Genomic DNA, 17,894 nt, shown 5'->3' on the forward strand with positions numbered 1-17,894 from the left:
CCGCGTGGATTACCATAAGAAATGGGTGCAGAAAACCAGAGGATGTAAACACCCTCTGGTTAATGATATCGGAGGTGGGTCTAGTCGAGTTTCACACCCAGACGGTGCGCAACGGCTTCATAAGCTTCAATCAGGCCACCCAGGCTCTGACGGAAGCGGTCTTTGTCCATTTTATCCAGCGTTTCTTTGTCCCACAGGCGGCTGCCATCAGGCGAGAACTCGTCACCCAATACCACTTCACCTTTGAACAGACCAAACTCCAGTTTGAAGTCGACGAGAATGAGACCTGCATCGTCAAAGAGCTTTTTCAGCACATCGTTCGCTTTGAAAGTAAGCTCCTGCATACGGGCCAGATTCTCTTTACTGACCCAGCCAAACGTTTCGCAGTAAGACTCGTTTACCATCGGATCATGCATGGCGTCGTTTTTCAGGAACAGGTCGAACAACGGCGGATTCAGTTCGATGCCTTCTTCAATGCCCAGACGTCTTACCAGCGAACCGGCAGCACGGTTACGCACGACACACTCAACCGGCACCATATCCAGTTTCTTAACCAGACACTCGGTATCGGAAAGCAGCGCTTCCATCTGGGTCGGGATGCCCGCTTCAGCCAGTTTGCTCATAATGTAATGGTTGAACTTGTTGTTCACCATGCCCTTACGATCGAACTGCTCAATGCGCGCGCCATCCCCTGCTGACGTATCATTGCGGAATTCGAGCACCAACAGGTCCGGGTTTTCCGTGCTGTATACGGTCTTCGCTTTGCCACGATACAACTCAGCTTGCTTTTGCATCTTTGTCACTCCAGGTGTGATGATTTAACTAAAAAAAGCTATTTTACCCCGACGCACACGTTTGCGTCGATGAAATAAAAAAAGGCCGGAAGATTCCGGCCCTTACGGTTACTTGGTAAATGCGGCTTCGAATACGGCCACCAGCGCATCGTTCTGCGCCTGGGTCAAGGTATGACCTTTCGGGTCGATAAACTGGAGGCTGCTGCGGTTGTCGAGATCCCCGACCTGCAGTTTATAGTCACCAGAATTCAGCCCCGGGTCCCTGGCCCCCAGATCGCGCCATGCGCTATCAGACAGCGGCTTGTAGGTTACCGCCATGCTGCCCGTAGAGCGGGTGCTGTCGGTGACTTTCATACCCACTTTTTCAAGCGTTGCAGGCAAACGTTGCCATACCACGTTGAACGGACCACGCACCACAAGCATCGGCAGACCGGTATCGTCTGCGGCACTCTGTACGTCCAGCGTAGAGACGCTACGGTTTTCAGCCGCGTTCTGTGCTGCGGTAGCCGTTTTGTCGAGCCCTTCTGAAATCGCATTCAGCATTTCGGCGCTATAGCGCTGAAGAGAGGCAGCATCGGCAACCGGCTTGCCTGCCTGCTCAAGGTTAATCAACTTGACGGTCACCGCCTGCTGATAACCCTGTGTTTTTACCGAGATTTGATAACGACCACGGTATTGCTGGTCTTCATCAAGGCGATTCCATTCAACCCAGTCAGTGGATAGGGTCTGGCTGGCATCATCACGTTTGGCAATCGTCATATTTTTTGCCTGAATGATGCTAACCACCTGCGGCCATAGATTGGCGCTGCGGCCGTTTTCCACCAGCAACGTGGCGGTATCGCCGGTAAACTGCGTGCGCGCACCCGTTACCAGAGCCAGCGGTTGCGCCGGCGGGCGAATATCTAATGCTTTACCAACCGCGCCGTTACCTTGCGTGACAGGAATAGTGTAATCGCCATTTTGCACCGGCAGGATCATGCCAGCAGGCGCATGAAGTTCCGCAAGCGGCTCGGCATCCAGATAGGATTCGTCACCGCTGACCTGACGCTTGTAGCGTGAATCTGAACTACAGGCCGCGAGTAACATCACAAGTGAAACACCCGCTACCTTCGCCAGGCGCGACTTCTGTACTGAGTAAGCCATCAAATCTCCCTAAACTTTACAGCAATCCGGCATGCTTAAGCGCAGAACGAACCACTTCACGACCGTTATCGGTGATCGGTGTCATCGGCAGGCGCAGCGTGTCAGTTGCCACAAGCCCCAACTCCATACAAGCCCATTTCACCGGGATAGGATTGGGTTCGACAAATAGTTTGTTGTGTAATGGCATCAGACGCTTGTTAATCACGCGCGCTTCTGCAAATTGCCCTTCCGCAGCCAGTCTGCACATATCGGCCATGTCTCGCGCCGCTACGTTTGTGGTCACGGAAATCACACCGTTACCACCAAGTTGCATGAAGTCCATTGCCGTTGCATCGTCGCCGCTGAGCAGGATGAAGTCATCTGAAACCAGCTCTTTGATCTGATGAACGCGACTTAAGTTCCCGGTGGCTTCTTTAATACCAATAATATTTTTGATTTTCGCCAGGCGACCTACGGTTTCAGGCAGTAAATCACAACCTGTACGCGACGGTACATTATACAGAATTTGCGGTAAATCGGTGTGTTCAGCGATGGCTTTAAAATGCTGGAACAGCCCTTCCTGCGTCGGGCGGTTGTAGTAAGGAGTGACACTCAGACAGCCAACCACGCCGCTGTCGTTAAAACGTTGGGTCAGACTGATGGCCTCGGCGGTAGCATTCGCCCCTGTACCCGCAATAACCGGAATACGCCCGTCTGCCAGCTCCAGCGTCATCAGCACCACGTCGCCATGTTCCTCATGACTCAGTGTGGCGGATTCGCCCGTTGTTCCTACAGAAACAATCGCCGAGGTTCCATTGGCGACATGGTAATCAATCAGTTTTTTAAGGCTTGGCCGACAGACTTTACCGTTATCATCCATTGGCGTGACAAGCGCGACTATACTTCCCGTGAACATGGGCCATCCTCTGTGCAAACAAGAATCTCAATGGTACGTGTGGTCTTGCAAGAAAAGCAAGCGACCTGAGGGGCTTCCAGCGGTTGTATGCCGGTTTTTTTTATGCTTTCCTTATGATTATCTCAGGTTTGACAGGAAGCACCGGTTTGACAGCCTCATCACAACATTTTCTGGTTATCACTGCGCTGGGTGCCGACAGGCCAGGTATCGTAAATACCATTACCCGTCATGTCAGTAGCTATGGTTGCAACATCGAAGACAGCCGACTGGCCATGCTCGGCGATGAATTTACGTTCATCATGCTGCTTTCTGGCTCATGGAATGCCATTACGCTCATTGAATCGACGTTGCCGTTAAAAGGTGCAGAGCTGGATCTGTTGATTGTCATGAAGCGCACGGGTGCTAAACCCCGTCCTGCCATGCCCGCTTCGGTGTGGGTGCAGGTGGATGTCCCCGACTCACCGCATCTGATTGAGCGCTTCACTGCGCTGTTCGATGCCCATGATATGAATATTGCGGAGTTGGTTTCCCGAACCCAACCTGGGTCTCAGGAAAATGCGGCACAGTTGTTTATTCAAATAACTGCGCATGGTCCCGCGTCACAGGATGCATCAAATATTGAGCAGGCATTTAAAGCCCTATGTACAGAACTGAATGCACAGGGCAGTATTAACGTTGTCAACTATTCACAGCATGATGAACAGGATGGAGAGAAGTAATGAATCCACTGAAAGCCGGTGATATTGCACCGAAATTTAGCTTGCCGGATCAAGACGGAGAACAAGTAAATTTGGCCGACTTCCAGGGACAGCGTGTTCTGGTCTATTTCTACCCGAAAGCAATGACCCCAGGCTGTACCGTGCAGGCATGTGGCCTTCGCGATAACATGGATGAGTTAAAGAAAGTGAGTGTCGACGTTCTCGGCATCAGCACTGATAAGTCGGAAAAGTTATCCCGTTTCGCTGAAAAAGAGCTGCTCAATTTTACGTTGCTGTCTGATGAAGATCATCAGGTGTGCGAACAATTTGGCGTCTGGGGCGAGAAGACCTTTATGGGTAAAACCTATGATGGCATTCATCGCATCAGTTTCCTGATTGGAGCAGACGGTAAGATTGAGCATGTGTTTGATGATTTCAAAACCAGCAATCACCATGACATCGTGCTGAACTGGCTCAAAGAAAACGCCTGATCGCTTATCAGTTAAATGGATACCCGGCGGCCCGGTGGTCGCCTTTCTGCCTTTCTCTTCTTCTCTTCTGCTCTTCTTCTCTTCTTCTCTTCTTCTCTTCTTCTCTTCTTCTCTTCACCCGATTTTGTGACATTAGTCACACTTACATATTCTCCTCGACACCAGTGCCGACATCAGGTTTTTCACTTTTCTCCGGTACCATCGCTTTTGTTCATCCTCGTTAAAAAAATAATTTAAAGTATTGATTTATATAATATTTAAATCATAACACGCCTTGTACTTAAAAAGCTCAACGATGTTTGCTTTCTTCATCATAGGGCCGACATGAACAGCTTTGTGATTGCAGACTCCGAGTGGTGTAGAGGGTATAATACCTGACTTGCCGCGTGTTCGGATGTAAATAAAACGTAAGGGCTTCAGCATCACCCGCAATTAACCTGGTCAAAACGGAGCCCCAGACCGGGCCGGTCATGTGTCTGCACTGTGACGACGCCCCCTGTAAACAGGTATGTCCGGTTAATGCGATCGCTTTCCAGCACGATGCAGTCTACCTGAACGAAACGCTGAGTATGGGCTGCACACGGTGCGGTCTGGTCTGCCCTTTTGAGGTCATCACCCTTTCTGACAGCCATCCACTGGCTGCACCTTCCCGCTACCAATACTTTATTTCTGACGCCGAACTCAGGGATGTTCCTGACAGCCCCCTCACCCCTTTGGGGAGAGAGGGTCAGGGTCAGGATGAGGGGAATTGTGCGCGGGCAAAAATTATTCCCTCTCCCTGAGAGAGAAAGTGAGGGTGAGGGGGAAATTGTATGTGGGCACGGACCATTCCCTCGCCCCTCTGGGGAGAGGGTCAGGGTGAGGGGGAGAATTCCGCACGATTGCTCAAGGAGAGACTGTTGCGGATAGTGGAACACTCCCATGCAGGCTACGTGGAATGGTTCCGTTCACCCTGAGTGCATTCTCCCTCTGAAACCACCGCACCCGTGAACGTGCAAGGGAGGCTCGCCGCCGCCTCCCTTGCAACCCGGGCTCCCGGCCAGGAAAATCGCCGCAGCACGGTCCGTTCGTCTTATGCCGCCGTGCTGTCGGGTCGGGGACCAGCCTGCATCCCTGCAGGCTATCCCCTCCGCCCGCGTCCCTGCGGGCGGTCCCGGCCCGTCGTCAACGCCTCACCGATTTTCAGCCGGACCACAACCCCCGCTGCATGTCACTGCGTTTCAACAGACACCGCATCGCTTTAAGGACTTACAAACCGCGCGGTGGGTCAGGTGTGGGGAGTCCGGCTGGAAACTGCCGACGCGTTTTCGCAGGGCCGGGGCGACGCGCAGGGAGGCGCGGCGAGGGCGCGCGTTGCAGGGACGCTGCATCGCGCCCGCTCCCGGAAAGCCCGGAGAAACAAGCGGAGGGTCACCGCGAAGCGGCAGTTTTCGTGCCGGGAGCCGGGATTGTTAAGGGCGTGGCGGAGAACGCCCTTAACACGTTCACGGGGGAAGGTGTTTCATGGAAGCGCGACACATGAGGTGAACGGAACCATTCCACCGGAGGTCAGCGGAACCACGCTTTTTACGGCTGAAACCCTTCGGGCCAGTCACGCGCTGTTCCCCTCACCCCAAAGGGGCGAGGGGGAAAAGCGTGCCCGGTTTTGCACATGAGGTGAACGGAACCGTTCCAACGAAGGTAAGCGGAACCGCGCTTTTTAAGGCCGGAACCCTTTGAGCCAGACACCCACTGTTCCCCTCACCCCGACCCTCTCCACGAAGGGGCGAGGGGGAAAAGCGTGCCCGGTTTAGCACATGAGGTGAACGGAACGATTCCACCGGAGGTCAGCGGAACCACGCTTTTTACGGCTGAAACCCTTCGGGCCAGTCACGCGCTGTTCCCCTCACCCCGACCCTCTCCCCGAAGGGGCGAGGGGGAAAAGCGTGCCCGGTTTAGCATGTGAGGTGAACGGAACCATTCCACCAGTGGTCAGCGGAACCACGCTTTTTACGGCTGAAACCCTTAAGCCATCCCCCCTTCCCCTCCCTGAGGGAGAGCCGCCGGTCAGTGTGGGTCGTCCACTACTACGCCATCAGGCCAGGCGTGAATCACAGCTTTGACCAAGGTCGCAAGAGGAATGGCAAAGAAGACGCCCCAGAACCCCCATAGTCCGCCGAAAATAATCACCGACAGGATGATGACCAGCGGGTGTAAATTCACCGCTTCCGAGAAAAGCACCGGCACCAGCAGGTTACCGTCCAGCCCCTGAATAATGAGATAAACAGCAAAACAGCTCCAGAACTCCGTGCCCGCGCCGAACTGGAACAGCGCCACGCAGATGACCGGAATGGTGACCACAAAGGCACCGATGTAAGGAATCAATACCGAGAACCCTACCAGCACGGCTAACAGCAGCGAGTAGTTAAGGCCAAAAAGTAAAAAACCAAACCAGGTGGCAACGCCCACCACCACCATTTCCAGCACTTTGCCGCGAATGTAGTTGGTTATCTGCTGATTCATCTCTTTCCACACCTGGCCTGCCAGCCCCCGGTTGCGGGGCAGCACGCGGCGCACGGCATTGAGCATCTGATCTTTATCTTTTACCAGGAAGAAGACCATCAGCGGCACCAGCACCAGATAGACCGCCAGGGTTAACAGGCCTACCAGTGAGGCGAGCGAGTATTTGACCACTGAGTCGCCCATGCCAAGCAGCCGGGTACGCATATTTTCTGCCATTGCATCGATAATCCCGGCGTCCATAAGCATCGGATAGCGGCGCGGGAGCGTGGCGGCAAAATCAGAGAGTTTATTGAGCATGCCCGGCATGTCGCGGATGAGATTCATCCCCTGCTGCCAGGCAACTGGCATCACCACAAAGGCCATCACCATCACAATACCGACAAACAATATGAGGACCATTGATGCCGCCCAGCGGCGGGAAAAACCGATACGCTCCAGGCGAACCGTCGGCCACTCAAGCAGATAAGCCAGCACCAGCGCAACCAGAAGCGGGGCCAGCAGGCCATTGAAAAAGAAGAGAATAATGAAACCTGCCAGCAGAATAACCAGCAACGCAATCGCCTCAGGATCACTGAAGCGACGACGGTACCACTGCATCAACAATTCGAGCATATGTTCCTTCCGGGAAAACCGGATTGAGCGGTGTAAGTAGGGGAAGTGTATCGAAATGCCACAAAAAAGACTTTGCTTTTTAGCGCCTTTCGCTGAAACCGCCTGCGGGGTAAAAAGATTTAAATCCATGAGTAACGCAGCTAAACTCCTTGTTCCATCACGCTGGAACAAACGCCAGCGCCGTCGGTCAAACGGTAACATCCACATTACAGGACTGAGGTTATGTTCAGGCAGTTGAAAAAAACGCTGGTCGCAACCCTTATCGCCGCGATGACGTTTAGTCAGGCTGCGCCCGCTTTTGCGGATTCGGTAGATGCGTTGCCGGATATGGGAACCTCCGCAGGAAGCACCCTGTCAATCGGCCAGGAGATGCAGATGGGCGACTTTTATGTTCGCCAGCTGCGTGGCAGTGCTCCGCTTATAAACGATCCCCTGCTGGTGCAATACATCAATGCCCTCGGTATGCGCCTGGTCTCGCATGCTGACTCGGTGAAAACGCCCTTCCATTTTTATCTGGTTAATAATGACGAAATCAACGCCTTTGCCTTTTTCGGGGGCAACGTGGTGCTGCATTCCGCGCTTTTCCGCTATGCCGATAACGAGAGCCAGCTGGCATCGGTGATGGCACATGAAATCTCCCACGTGACCCAGCGCCATCTGGCGCGCGCGATGGAAGATCAAAAACGCAGTGCCCCGCTCACCTGGGCAGGCGCGCTGGGATCGATTCTGTTAGCAATGGCCAGCCCGCAGGCAGGGATGGCAGCGCTGACCGGTACGCTCGCCGGTACGCGTCAGGGGATGATTAGCTTCACGCAACAAAATGAGCAGGAAGCGGATCGCATTGGTATCCAGGTGCTTCAGCGCGCCGGGTTCGACCCTCAGGCCATGCCGACCTTCCTCGAAAAACTGCTCGATCAGGCACGCTACTCTTCACGTCCCCCGGAAATCCTGCTGACCCACCCGTTGCCGGAAAGCCGCCTGTCGGATGCCCGTAACCGCGCCAACCAGATGCGGCCCGTGGTGGTGCAGTCGTCAGAGGATTTTTACCTGGCAAAGGCCAGGTCGCTCGGCATGTATAACTCCGGACGTAACCAGCTGACCAGCGACCTGCTTGATGCCTGGGCGAAAGGCAACGTTCGCGAACAACGCGCAGCGCAATACGGTCGAGCCCTGCAGGCAATGGAAAGCAAAAATAATGCAGATGCCATGCGAGCGCTGCAACCGCTGCTCAGTGCCGATCCGAATAATGCCTGGTTCCTGGATTTAGCGACCGATATCGATCTGGGGCAGAACAAAAACGCCGAGGCCGTTAACCGTCTTAAAAATGCCAGAGAGATCAAAACTAACCCGGTGCTGCAACTGAACCTCGCGAATGCCTATCTGACAAGCGGTCAACCGGCGGAAGCAGAAAAGATCCTCAATCGCTATACCTTTAACTGGAAAGATGACGTCAACGGCTGGGAGTTACTCGCGCAAACGGAAGCCGCGCTGAATCACCGCGATCTGGAACTGGCTGCCCGTGCTGAAGGGCAGGCTCTGGTAGGACGCCTCGATCAGGCCATTACCCTGCTCAGCAGCGCCAGCACCCAGGTTAAACTCGGCAGCCTGCAGCAGGCACGCTATGACGCCCGTATCGACCAGCTTCGTCAGCTGCAGAAAACGTTCCGCCCGTACGAGAAGATGTAATCAGGAGAAAAAATGACCGACGCGGTGAAGATTTATCACAACCCCCGCTGCTCAAAGAGCCGTGAGACTCTGAATTTGCTGAAAGAACATGGCGTTGAACCTGAGGTAGTGTTGTACCTGGATACCCCTGCGGATGCCGTGACCCTTCAGGCTTTACTTAATATGTTGGGCATGACCAGCGCCCGTGAGCTGATGCGTCAGAAAGAGGATCTCTATAAATCGCTGGAGCTTGGCAACAGCGCGCTTTCAGAAAAGGCGCTGATTCAGGCAATGGTGGAAAATCCGAAGCTGATGGAGCGTCCGATTGTGGTCGCCAACGGCAAAGCGAGGATTGGCCGCCCGCCGGAACAGGTGCTTGAGATAATCACCTGACAGCCGGATGCCCGGTAGCGCGTTGTCTGCCGGGCCTACAGTTTGAGAATATCTTTAACAAAGGGAATGGTGAGTTTGCGCTGTGCTGTGATCGAGGCGCGATCGAGTTCATCTAAGGTGTCAAACAGCGTGCGCATTTCCCGGTCAAGACGTTTGAGCAGAAAGCGCCCCACATCTTCCGGCAACTCAAATCCACGCAGTCTTGCCCGTAGTTGCAGCGCCAGCAGTTTATCTTCGTCTGAAAGGGGTTGCAGCTTGTAGATTTGCCCCCAGTCCAGGCGTGACGCCAGATCCGGCAGCCCCAGCTTAAGCTGGCGTGGTGGCCTGTCACCGGTTATCAGTAAACGCGTTTTGCCCGATTCCAGAATGCGATTGTAGAGATTAAATATCGCCATCTCCCAGAGCTCATCCCCTGCGACACATTCGATATTATCAATGCAGACCAGCGAAAGGTGCTCCATGCCGTCCAGCACTTCCGGCACAAACCACGTTCGCTTATCAAGAGGCACATAGCCGACCGCATCACCACGTTGGGATAACTCCGCACAGGCCGCATGCAGCAGATGACTGCGCCCCGCACCTTCACGCGACCAGAAATAGATGTATCCGCTATGATCCTGGCGAAGGACATTTTGCAACGCCGCCAGCAAAGAAGGATTGTCGCCCGGCCAGAAACTCGCGAAAGTTTCGTCGTCAGGGAGATAGAGTGGCAGGGAAAGCTGTGCCGGTGTGTTCAGACGTACCTCAACAGGGCTTTAATAAAACGCAGCGAGTTTATCATAAAACTACGCTGCGTTTGAACCGGACAAAATACCCGGCTTACGAATGGCCTTTAGTGCGTATTCGCGTTGCTGTCCTCGGCGTCCAGAACCACCTCTTCCGGGCGCAGCACGCTGATCAATTTGAAGATCAGGCTCAGGCCCACGCCGACGATGGTCGCCAGTGCCATGCCTTTCAGTTCAGCTGCACCAATATGCACTTTCGCACCACTCACCCCGATAATCAGGATGACGGAAGTGAGGATCAGATTTTGCGCTTTGCTGTAATCCACTTTGGATTCGATCAGTACGCGTATACCAGAGGCACCAATGACCCCGTACAGCAGCAGAGAGACGCCGCCCATCACCGGGACCGGGATAATCTGAATCGCCGCCGCCAGCTTGCCAACACAAGAGAGCAGGATAGCAATGATCGCCGCACCGCCGATAACCCAGGTACTGTAGACGCGGGTGATAGCCATTACACCGATGTTCTCACCGTAGGTGGTGTTCGGCGTGGAGCCAAAGAAGCCGGAGATCATGGTTGAAAAACCGTTGGCAAACATGGAGCGGTGCAGGCCCGGATCGCGAATCAGATCTCTCTTCACGATATTGGCCGTGACCACCAGGTGGCCCACATGTTCTGCGATAACCACCAGCGCAGCAGGCAGAATAGTGAAGATAGCAAACCATTCAAAACGCGGCGTGTAGAAGGTAGGCAGCGCGAACCAGTGCGCCTGAGCAATCGGGGTGAAATCGACCACGCCCATAGCGAAGGAGAGCGCATAGCCCGCCAGCACACCGATAAGAATCGGGATGATGGCCATAAAGCCACGGAACAGCACGGAACCAAACACCGTCACGCCCAGCGTGACCAGGGAGATGATGACGGTTTTAGTATCAGCAGACTGCCCTTCGGCAGGCAGCAATCCTGCCATACCCGCCGCTACGCCAGCGAGCTCAAGCCCGATGACGGCAACGATTGCGCCCATCGCCGCAGGCGGGAACATAACGTCCAGCCAGCCCGTACCGGCTTTCTTAACGATAAACGCCACGACGCAGAACAAGGCGCCACACATGATGAAACCACCTAAGGCCACTTCGTAACCCAGCGGCAACAGCAGTAAAACCGGTGAAATAAAGGCAAAGCTGGAACCCAGGTACGCCGGAATTTTCCCTTTACAGATAAAGAGATACAGTAGCGTTCCGACACCGTTGAACAGCAACACGGTGGCCGGGTTGATGTGAAACAGGATTGGCACCAGCACGGTTGCGCCAAACATCGCGAACAGGTGCTGCAAACTAAGCGGGATTGTCTGTAAAAGCGGCGGTCTTTCACTCACCCCGATAGCACGGCGCGTCATAGTGTTTTCCTCTGAGTGTGATTCATGTGTTATTAATGTTCCGCTCATCGTTCATCGCACAGTTTTTGTGAACTGTGTGAGGAAATCAGGCGGATTCTGTTGTGGTTTACGCCAAAAAAAAGCCGACTCTCAAAGTCGGCTTTTATTTTTAATGCATTTACTTGGTACCAAAAATCTTGTCGCCGGCATCGCCGAGGCCCGGAATAATGTATCCGTGCTCATTGAGGCCGTGGTCGATGGACGCGGTGTAAAGCTCAACGTCCGGGTGCGCTTTCTCCAGCGCGGCGAGGCCTTCCGGGGCAGCCACCAGGACCAGCACTTTGATGCTGTGGCAGCCCGCATTTTTCAGCAGGTCAATGGTGGCAATCATCGAGCCGCCAGTGGCCAGCATCGGGTCAACGACCAGCGCCATACGCTCGTCGATGTTAGAAACCAGCTTCTGGAAGTAAGGAACCGGCTCCAGCGTCTCTTCGTTACGGTAAATACCCACGACGCTGATACGTGCGCTCGGCACATGTTCCAGTACGCCTTCCATCATGCCAAGACCGGCACGCAGAATCGGTACTACGGTGATTTTTTTGCCCTTGATTTGATCCACTTCAACCGGGCCATTCCAGCCCTCAATCACGACGCGCTCTGTTTCAAGATCCGCAGTCGCTTCATAGGTCAGTAAGCTACCGACTTCCGAGGCGAGTTCACGAAAGCGTTTGGTGCTGATGTCATTTTCGCGCATCAGGCCCAGCTTGTGTTTGACGAGTGGGTGTTTTACTTCCACGACCTTCATACTCTTCTCCTTCCCCAGAAAGGTGGTAGCCACAAAAAAAATCGCCGGATTATACCGCTTTTTTTCCGTTGCGCTACAGATTCAGCGTTGATCCGGATCAAATAGACTGGAAATGAGTATATCTCAGGAAACCAGACCGCCCGGAAATAATGGACTCGCAAACGTTTGCCTTCGCTGTTAGAATTGCGCCGAATTTATTTCTATCCCTGTTAACGTCAGGTGCCTACCTGAACGATAACAGGTGAACCGCAAGCAAACGCGTGGGGACTCAAGCAGTGACCGATAAAACCTCTCTTAGCTACAAAGATGCCGGTGTTGATATTGACGCAGGTAATGCTCTGGTAGACCGAATCAAAGGCGTAGTGAAGAAAACCCGTCGTCCCGAAGTGATGGGCGGCCTGGGTGGCTTCGGCGCGCTGTGCGCTTTGCCGCAAAAATATCGTGAGCCAGTTCTGGTTTCCGGCACTGACGGCGTGGGTACAAAACTGCGTCTGGCGATGGATCTGAAACGTCACGACAGCATTGGTATCGATCTCGTGGCTATGTGCGTGAATGACCTTGTGGTCCAGGGGGCCGAACCGCTGTTTTTCCTCGACTATTACGCCACCGGCAAACTGGATGTGGACACCGCCTCCAGCGTGATCACCGGTATTGCAGAAGGTTGCTTACAATCAGGCTGTGCGCTGGTCGGTGGCGAAACCGCTGAAATGCCGGGCATGTACCACGGTGAAGATTACGATGTAGCGGGCTTCTGCGTTGGCGTTGTTGAAAAATCAGAAATCATCGACGGCTCAAAAGTGACGGATGGTGATGTCCTGATCGCACTGGCCTCCAGCGGCCCACACTCCAACGGCTACTCCCTGGTGCGTAAAGTCATCGAGGTCAGTGGTTGTGATCCCGAAACGACCCAGCTTGATGGCAAATCACTGGCTGACCATCTGTTAACGCCAACCCGCATCTATGTGAAATCGATCCTTGAGCTGATTGCGAACGTCGATGTGCACGCCATTGCCCACCTGACCGGCGGCGGCTTCTGGGAAAATATTCCGCGCGTACTGCCCGACAACACCCAGGCGGTGATTGATGAATCCTCATGGCAGTGGCCTGCCGTGTTTGACTGGTTGCAAACCGCCGGTAACATCAGCCGTCACGAGATGTACCGTACTTTTAACTGCGGCGTCGGCATGGTGATTGCGCTGCCGGAATCAGAAGCGGATAAGGCTATCGCCCTGCTGAATGCAAAAGGTGAAAACGCCTGGAGAATCGGTATCATCAATGCCTCCGATTCCAGTGAACGCGTGGTCATTGAATGAAAAATATCGTGGTGCTCATTTCCGGTAACGGAAGCAATTTGCAGGCGATTATTGATGCCTGCATGCAGAAGAAGATCAATGGCACCATCAGGGCAGTATTCAGTAACAAGGCCGACGCGTTCGGCCTTGAACGGGCGCGTGAGGCGGCGATCCCCGCCCACGCCCTTCTGGCCTCCCAGTTTGCCAGCCGTGAAGCCTTCGATCGTGAGTTAATGCAGGAGATGGATGCCTACGCCCCGGATCTGGTCGTGCTGGCGGGTTATATGCGCATCCTTAGCCCGGCGTTTGTCGCGCACTACGCGGGCCGCTTAATCAATATTCATCCTTCCCTGCTGCCGAAATATCCTGGCTTACATACCCACCGTCAGGTGCTTGAGAACGGCGATGAGGTTCACGGCACCTCAGTGCATTTTGTTACTGACGAACTCGACGGCGGCCCGGTGATTTTACAGGCACAAATCCCGGTGTTTGAAGGCGACACGGAAGAGGAGATCACCGCCCGGGTGCAGACGCAGGAACACGCCATTTATCCTCTGGTGGTGAGCTGGTTTCTGGAAGGACGTCTTACCATGCACGATAACAGCGCCTGGCTTGATGGCCTCTGCTTACCTCCTCAGGGCTACGCTGCGGAATAAGCGCATTTTTCCGTTACCTGCGCGCGACTTACGGTTGCGCGCAACATCTGAATCCGGCTAAAAACGGATTACTGTCATACTTATCTGTCACAGTTGGACATCTTAAGGCAAAGCTCGCCATAATGTAGGGTGTCTTTCTCACGCAAACGCCAATAACGTTTACCTGCACATGAGGACACCGCCTGGCGAGAAGGAATTGCCGTGTCCCGAGAGTTAACTGGAGTGTAAGCTGTAATGGGTCAGGAAAAGCTATATCTGGAAAAAGAACTGAGCTGGTTGTGCTTTAACGAGCGTGTGCTTCAGGAAGCGGCAGACAAAAGTAATCCGTTGATCGAACGCATGCGTTTTTTGGGCATTTATTCAAATAACCTTGATGAGTTCTATAAGGTCCGCTTCGCAGAACTTAAACGCCGTATCATTATTAGCGAAGAGCAAGGGCAAGGAACGAACACCCAATCACGTCATTTGCTGGGTAAAATTCAGACCAGAGTCCTTAAGGCCGATCAGGAATTTGACTCGCTCTACAATGACCTGCTGCTGGAAATGGCGCGTAACCAAATCTTCCTGATTAACGAACGCCAGCTCTCCGTCAACCAGCAAAACTGGCTACGCCATTACTTCAAACAGTACTTACGCCAGCACATCACCCCGACGCTAATCAATCGCGAAACCAATCTGGTTCGTTTCTTAAAAGACGATTACACCTATCTGGCGGTTGAAATTATCCGGGGCGACGCGATTCGCTACGCGCTGCTGGAAATTCCGTCAGACAAGGTTCCGCGCTTTGTGAATCTGCCGCCGGAAGCGCCGCGCCGTCGCAAGCCCATGATCCTTCTGGACAACATCCTGCGCTACTGTCTGGACGATATCTTTAGCGGCTTTTTTGATTACGATTCACTGAACGCCTACTCGATGAAAATGACCCGTGATGCCGAATATGACCTGGTGCACGAAATGGAGTCGAGTCTGATGGAGCTGATGTCATCCAGCCTGAAACAGCGCCTGACGGCAGAGCCGGTGCGTTTTGTTTACCAGCGTGACATGCCGGATGCGATGGTCGAGATGCTGCGCGAAAAACTGACCATCTCCCGCTTTGACTCCATTATTCCGGGGGGGCGATACCACAACTTTAAAGACTTTATTGGCTTCCCGAACGTCGGCAAAGCCAATCTCGTCAACAAGCCGCTGCCGCGCCTGCGCCATCTCTGGTTCGATAAATTCCGCAACGGATTTGACGCCATCCGCGAGCGCGATGTGCTGCTCTATTACCCATATCACACCTTTGAGCATGTGCTTGAGCTGCTGCGCCAGGCGTCATTTGACCCCAGCGTGCTGGCCATCAAGATCAATATTTACCGTGTGGCAAAAGACTCACGCATCATCGACTCAATGATCCACGCCGCCCACAATGGTAAAAAAGTGACCGTAGTGGTGGAACTGCAGGCGCGTTTCGACGAAGAGGCCAATATTCACTGGGCCAAACGTCTGACCGAGGCGGGCGTACAGGTTATCTTCTCCGCCCCGGGCCTGAAAATTCACGCCAAGCTGTTCCTCATTTCACGCATGGAAGGGGAAGAGATTGTACGTTATGCGCACATCGGGACCGGTAACTTTAACGAAAAGACCGCGCGTATTTATACTGACTACTCGCTGCTTACCGCCGATGCACGTATTACTAATGAAGTACGTCGGGTGTTTAGCTTTATTGAAAACCCTTACCGCCCGGTGCATTTCGACTATTTGCTGGTGTCGCCACAGAACTCGCGTCCGCTTCTTTATGAAATGATTGATAAAGAGATTGCGAATGCGCAGAAGGGCATTCCAGCGGGTATTACCCTTAAAATCAACAACCTGGTGGATAAAGGGTTGGTTGACCGCCTTTATGCTGCCTCAGGTTCGGGGGTACAGGTTAACCTGCTGGTACGTGGTATGTGTTCATTGATTCCCGAACTGGCGGGCATCAGTGATAATATTCGCGTCATTAGCATCGTTGATCGTTTCCTTGAGCACGACAGGATCTATATTTTTGATAACGGTGGCGACAAAAAAGTCTATCTGTCGTCGGCCGACTGGATGACGCGAAATATTGATTACCGTATCGAAGTAGCGGCCCCGCTACTGGACCCACGCCTTAAACAGCAGGTCCTGGATATCATTGACATTCTGTTTAGTGATACCGTTAAGGCACGCTACGTCGATAAAGAACTGAGTAATCGTTATGTGCCGCGCGGCAATCGCCGTAAAGTGCGCGCGCAGCTCGCGATTCATGACTATCTGACTTCACTTGAACAGCCTGATTAATCTATGCCGATAAATGACAACACACCACGACCGCAGGAGTTTGCGGCGGTCGATTTGGGTTCGAACAGTTTTCATATGGTGATCGCGCGCGTTGTGGATGGGGCAATGCAGATCATCGGCCGCCTTAAACAGCGTGTGCATCTGGCTGATGGCCTTGATGCAGACAGTATGCTGAGCGAAGAGGCGATGGAGCGCGGGTTGAACTGCCTGTCGCTTTTTGCCGAACGCCTGCAGGGTTTCGAACCCTCCAGCGTCTGCATCGTGGGCACGCACACGCTGCGCCAGGCTCGCAATGCCGCTGAGTTTCTCAAACGCGCGGAGCAGGTCATCCCCTACCCTATCGAGATCATTTCCGGTAATGAAGAAGCGCGTCTGATTTTCATGGGCGTTGAGCATACGCAGCCGGAAAAAGGGCGCAAGCTGGTTATCGATATTGGTGGTGGCTCGACGGAACTGGTCATCGGTGAAGATTTCGAACCCAGACTGGTGGAGAGCCGCCGTATGGGTTGCGTCAGTTTTGCCCAGACCTACTTCCCTGGCGGCGCTTTAAATCGTGAATGCTTCCAGCGTGCCCGCATCGCAGCTGTACAAAAGCTGGAAACGCTGGCATGGCAGTACCGCATCCAGGGGTGGAATGTCGCTTTAGGAGCTTCAGGCACCATCAAGGCTGCCCATGAAGTGCTGCTGGCTATGGGTGAGAAAGATGGATTTATCACCCCTGAACGCCTGGATAAACTGGTTGCAGAAGTGCTGAAGTATAAAAATTTCAGCGAACTGAGTCTGCCGGGCCTCTCTGAAGAGCGCAAAGTGGTCTTCGTGCCAGGCCTTGCCATTCTTTGCGGGGTTTTTGATGCGCTGGCTATCAAAGAACTCCGACTCTCTGATGGCGCGCTCCGTGAAGGCGTGCTCTATGAAATGGAGGGGCGCTTTCGTCATCAGGACATCCGCAGCCGTACCGCTCAGGCATTAGCCAATCATTACAACATCGACCGCGAGCAGGCGCGTCGTGTGCTGGAGACCACCACGCACATGTACGATCAATGGCAGGCGCAAAATCCGAAGCTGGCGAACCCGCAGCTGGCGGCCTTGCTGAAATGGTCCGTCATGCTCCACGAAGTAGGACTCAACATAAATCACAGCGGGATGCACCGCCACTCAGCTTATATTTTGCAGCACAGTGATTTGCCCGGCTTTAATCAGGAGCAGCAACTGATGATGGCCACCCTGGTGCGCTACCATCGCAAAGGCATCAAGCTGGATGACTTGCCGCGCTTCACGCTCTATAAGAAGAAGCAGTTCCTGCCCCTGGTGCAGATATTGCGCCTCGGCGTGCTGCTCAATAATCAACGGCAGGCCACCACCACGCCGCCGACGCTTCGCCTGACCACGGATGACAATCACTGGACGCTCAGTTTCCCGCACGACTGGTTCAGCCAGAACGCCCTGGTGCTTTTCGATCTGGAAAAAGAGCAGGATTACTGGGAGGCCGTCACCGGCTGGCGCCTTAAAATTGAAGAAGAGCGGGCACCTGACGTAGCGGCCTGAT

The 17,894-nt window shown here is 53.8% G+C and carries 16 protein-coding genes; 9 read left to right on the plus strand and 7 right to left on the minus strand.

Features of this window, described 5'->3' with window-relative positions; all coding sequences use genetic code 11:
* Positions 1-80 precede the first annotated feature (80 nt).
* The 3 genes from purC to dapA form a co-directional block, all read right to left on the minus strand.
* Positions 81-794 carry a phosphoribosylaminoimidazolesuccinocarboxamide synthase gene (gene purC / locus M1D91_RS16855; RefSeq protein ID WP_437430567.1) on the minus strand — a complete coding sequence of 238 codons (714 nt, stop codon included), beginning with the start codon at positions 792-794 and terminating at the stop codon, positions 81-83.
* Between the two features lie 108 nt (positions 795-902).
* Positions 903-1,937 carry an outer membrane protein assembly factor BamC gene (gene bamC, locus M1D91_RS16860; protein WP_437430566.1) on the minus strand — a complete coding sequence of 345 codons (1,035 nt, stop codon included), beginning with the start codon at positions 1,935-1,937 and terminating at the stop codon, positions 903-905.
* Positions 1,938-1,953: 16 nt separating this feature from the next.
* Positions 1,954-2,832, minus strand: coding sequence for a 4-hydroxy-tetrahydrodipicolinate synthase (gene dapA / locus M1D91_RS16865; protein WP_437430565.1), 879 nt, complete (start codon positions 2,830-2,832; stop codon positions 1,954-1,956).
* Positions 2,833-2,978: 146 nt separating this feature from the next.
* On the opposite strand from dapA, the gene M1D91_RS16870 reads away from it, so the two are divergent.
* The 3 genes from M1D91_RS16870 (at position 2,979) to M1D91_RS16880 (ending at position 4,803) form a co-directional block, all read left to right on the plus strand.
* Positions 2,979-3,551 carry a glycine cleavage system transcriptional repressor gene (locus M1D91_RS16870; protein ID WP_437430564.1) on the plus strand — a complete coding sequence of 191 codons (573 nt, stop codon included), beginning with the start codon at positions 2,979-2,981 and terminating at the stop codon, positions 3,549-3,551.
* Positions 3,551-4,021 (plus strand): thioredoxin-dependent thiol peroxidase, encoded by a 471-nt coding sequence (gene bcp / locus M1D91_RS16875; protein ID WP_437430563.1) that lies wholly within the window; start codon positions 3,551-3,553, stop codon positions 4,019-4,021. The genes M1D91_RS16870 and bcp overlap by 1 nt, the downstream gene beginning before the upstream one ends.
* Before the next feature lie 470 nt (positions 4,022-4,491).
* On the plus strand, positions 4,492-4,803 hold the full coding sequence (locus M1D91_RS16880; protein ID WP_437430562.1) for a 4Fe-4S dicluster domain-containing protein: 312 nt from the start codon (positions 4,492-4,494) through the stop codon (positions 4,801-4,803).
* 1,264 nt (positions 4,804-6,067) lie between these two features.
* On the opposite strand, the gene M1D91_RS16885 is transcribed toward M1D91_RS16880, so the two are convergent.
* Positions 6,068-7,135 carry an AI-2E family transporter gene (locus M1D91_RS16885; RefSeq protein WP_437431926.1) on the minus strand — a complete coding sequence of 356 codons (1,068 nt, stop codon included), beginning with the start codon at positions 7,133-7,135 and terminating at the stop codon, positions 6,068-6,070.
* A 222-nt stretch (positions 7,136-7,357) separates the two neighbouring features.
* Between M1D91_RS16885 and bepA the strand changes: the two genes are divergently transcribed.
* A complete protein-coding gene (gene bepA / locus M1D91_RS16890) occupies positions 7,358-8,821 on the plus strand; it encodes a beta-barrel assembly-enhancing protease (RefSeq protein ID WP_437431925.1) in 1,464 nt (487 codons plus the stop codon).
* A 12-nt stretch (positions 8,822-8,833) separates the two neighbouring features.
* Positions 8,834-9,193, plus strand: a complete 360-nt coding sequence (arsC, locus tag M1D91_RS16895; protein WP_437431924.1) for an arsenate reductase (glutaredoxin) — start codon at positions 8,834-8,836, stop codon at positions 9,191-9,193.
* Between the two features lie 35 nt (positions 9,194-9,228).
* Here the strand turns inward: arsC and M1D91_RS16900 are convergent, their stop codons facing one another.
* The 3 genes from M1D91_RS16900 to upp form a co-directional block, all read right to left on the minus strand.
* On the minus strand, positions 9,229-9,930 hold the full coding sequence (locus M1D91_RS16900; RefSeq protein WP_437431932.1) for a DnaA inactivator Hda: 702 nt from the start codon (positions 9,928-9,930) through the stop codon (positions 9,229-9,231).
* A gap of 95 nt (positions 9,931-10,025) precedes the next feature.
* Entirely contained in the window at positions 10,026-11,315 is a 1,290-nt protein-coding gene (gene uraA, locus M1D91_RS16905) for a uracil permease (protein WP_437431923.1), read from the minus strand.
* A gap of 157 nt (positions 11,316-11,472) precedes the next feature.
* A complete protein-coding gene (gene upp, locus M1D91_RS16910) occupies positions 11,473-12,099 on the minus strand; it encodes a uracil phosphoribosyltransferase (protein WP_437431922.1) in 627 nt (208 codons plus the stop codon).
* A gap of 275 nt (positions 12,100-12,374) precedes the next feature.
* Here upp and purM point away from each other — a divergent pair, with 275 nt between their 5' ends.
* The 4 genes from purM to ppx all read left to right on the plus strand — a co-directional run bounded on the left by purM (position 12,375) and on the right by ppx (position 17,893).
* Positions 12,375-13,412 (plus strand): phosphoribosylformylglycinamidine cyclo-ligase, encoded by a 1,038-nt coding sequence (gene purM / locus M1D91_RS16915; protein ID WP_437431921.1) that lies wholly within the window; start codon positions 12,375-12,377, stop codon positions 13,410-13,412.
* Complete coding sequence (purN, locus tag M1D91_RS16920) at positions 13,409-14,047, plus strand: phosphoribosylglycinamide formyltransferase (protein WP_437431920.1); 639 nt, start codon at positions 13,409-13,411, stop codon at positions 14,045-14,047. The genes purM and purN overlap by 4 nt, the downstream gene beginning before the upstream one ends.
* A 234-nt stretch (positions 14,048-14,281) precedes the next feature.
* Positions 14,282-16,348 (plus strand): polyphosphate kinase 1, encoded by a 2,067-nt coding sequence (ppk1, locus tag M1D91_RS16925; protein WP_437431919.1) that lies wholly within the window; start codon positions 14,282-14,284, stop codon positions 16,346-16,348.
* Positions 16,349-16,351: 3 nt separating this feature from the next.
* Complete coding sequence (ppx, locus tag M1D91_RS16930; RefSeq protein ID WP_437431918.1) at positions 16,352-17,893, plus strand: exopolyphosphatase; 1,542 nt, start codon at positions 16,352-16,354, stop codon at positions 17,891-17,893.
* The last annotated feature ends 1 nt before the right edge of the window (position 17,894 follow it).

This window comes from Enterobacter sp. SA197 (genome assembly GCF_054131575.1).

What these genes read in the sequence shown, in the direction of transcription:
- purC (WP_437430567.1), bottom strand. Translation starts at nt 794, where the DNA reads ATGCAAAAGCAAGCTGAGTTGTATCGTGGCAAAGCGAAGACCGTATAC.
- bamC (WP_437430566.1), bottom strand. Translation starts at nt 1,937, where the DNA reads ATGGCTTACTCAGTACAGAAGTCGCGCCTGGCGAAGGTAGCGGGTGTT.
- dapA (WP_437430565.1), bottom strand. Translation starts at nt 2,832, where the DNA reads ATGTTCACGGGAAGTATAGTCGCGCTTGTCACGCCAATGGATGATAAC.
- bcp (WP_437430563.1), top strand. Translation starts at nt 3,551, where the DNA reads ATGAATCCACTGAAAGCCGGTGATATTGCACCGAAATTTAGCTTGCCG.
- M1D91_RS16880 (WP_437430562.1), top strand. Translation starts at nt 4,492, where the DNA reads ATGTGTCTGCACTGTGACGACGCCCCCTGTAAACAGGTATGTCCGGTT.
- M1D91_RS16885 (WP_437431926.1), bottom strand. Translation starts at nt 7,135, where the DNA reads ATGCTCGAATTGTTGATGCAGTGGTACCGTCGTCGCTTCAGTGATCCT.
- bepA (WP_437431925.1), top strand. Translation starts at nt 7,358, where the DNA reads ATGTTCAGGCAGTTGAAAAAAACGCTGGTCGCAACCCTTATCGCCGCG.
- arsC (WP_437431924.1), top strand. Translation starts at nt 8,834, where the DNA reads ATGACCGACGCGGTGAAGATTTATCACAACCCCCGCTGCTCAAAGAGC.
- uraA (WP_437431923.1), bottom strand. Translation starts at nt 11,315, where the DNA reads ATGACGCGCCGTGCTATCGGGGTGAGTGAAAGACCGCCGCTTTTACAG.
- upp (WP_437431922.1), bottom strand. Translation starts at nt 12,099, where the DNA reads ATGAAGGTCGTGGAAGTAAAACACCCACTCGTCAAACACAAGCTGGGC.
- purN (WP_437431920.1), top strand. Translation starts at nt 13,409, where the DNA reads ATGAAAAATATCGTGGTGCTCATTTCCGGTAACGGAAGCAATTTGCAG.
- ppk1 (WP_437431919.1), top strand. Translation starts at nt 14,282, where the DNA reads ATGGGTCAGGAAAAGCTATATCTGGAAAAAGAACTGAGCTGGTTGTGC.
- ppx (WP_437431918.1), top strand. Translation starts at nt 16,352, where the DNA reads ATGCCGATAAATGACAACACACCACGACCGCAGGAGTTTGCGGCGGTC.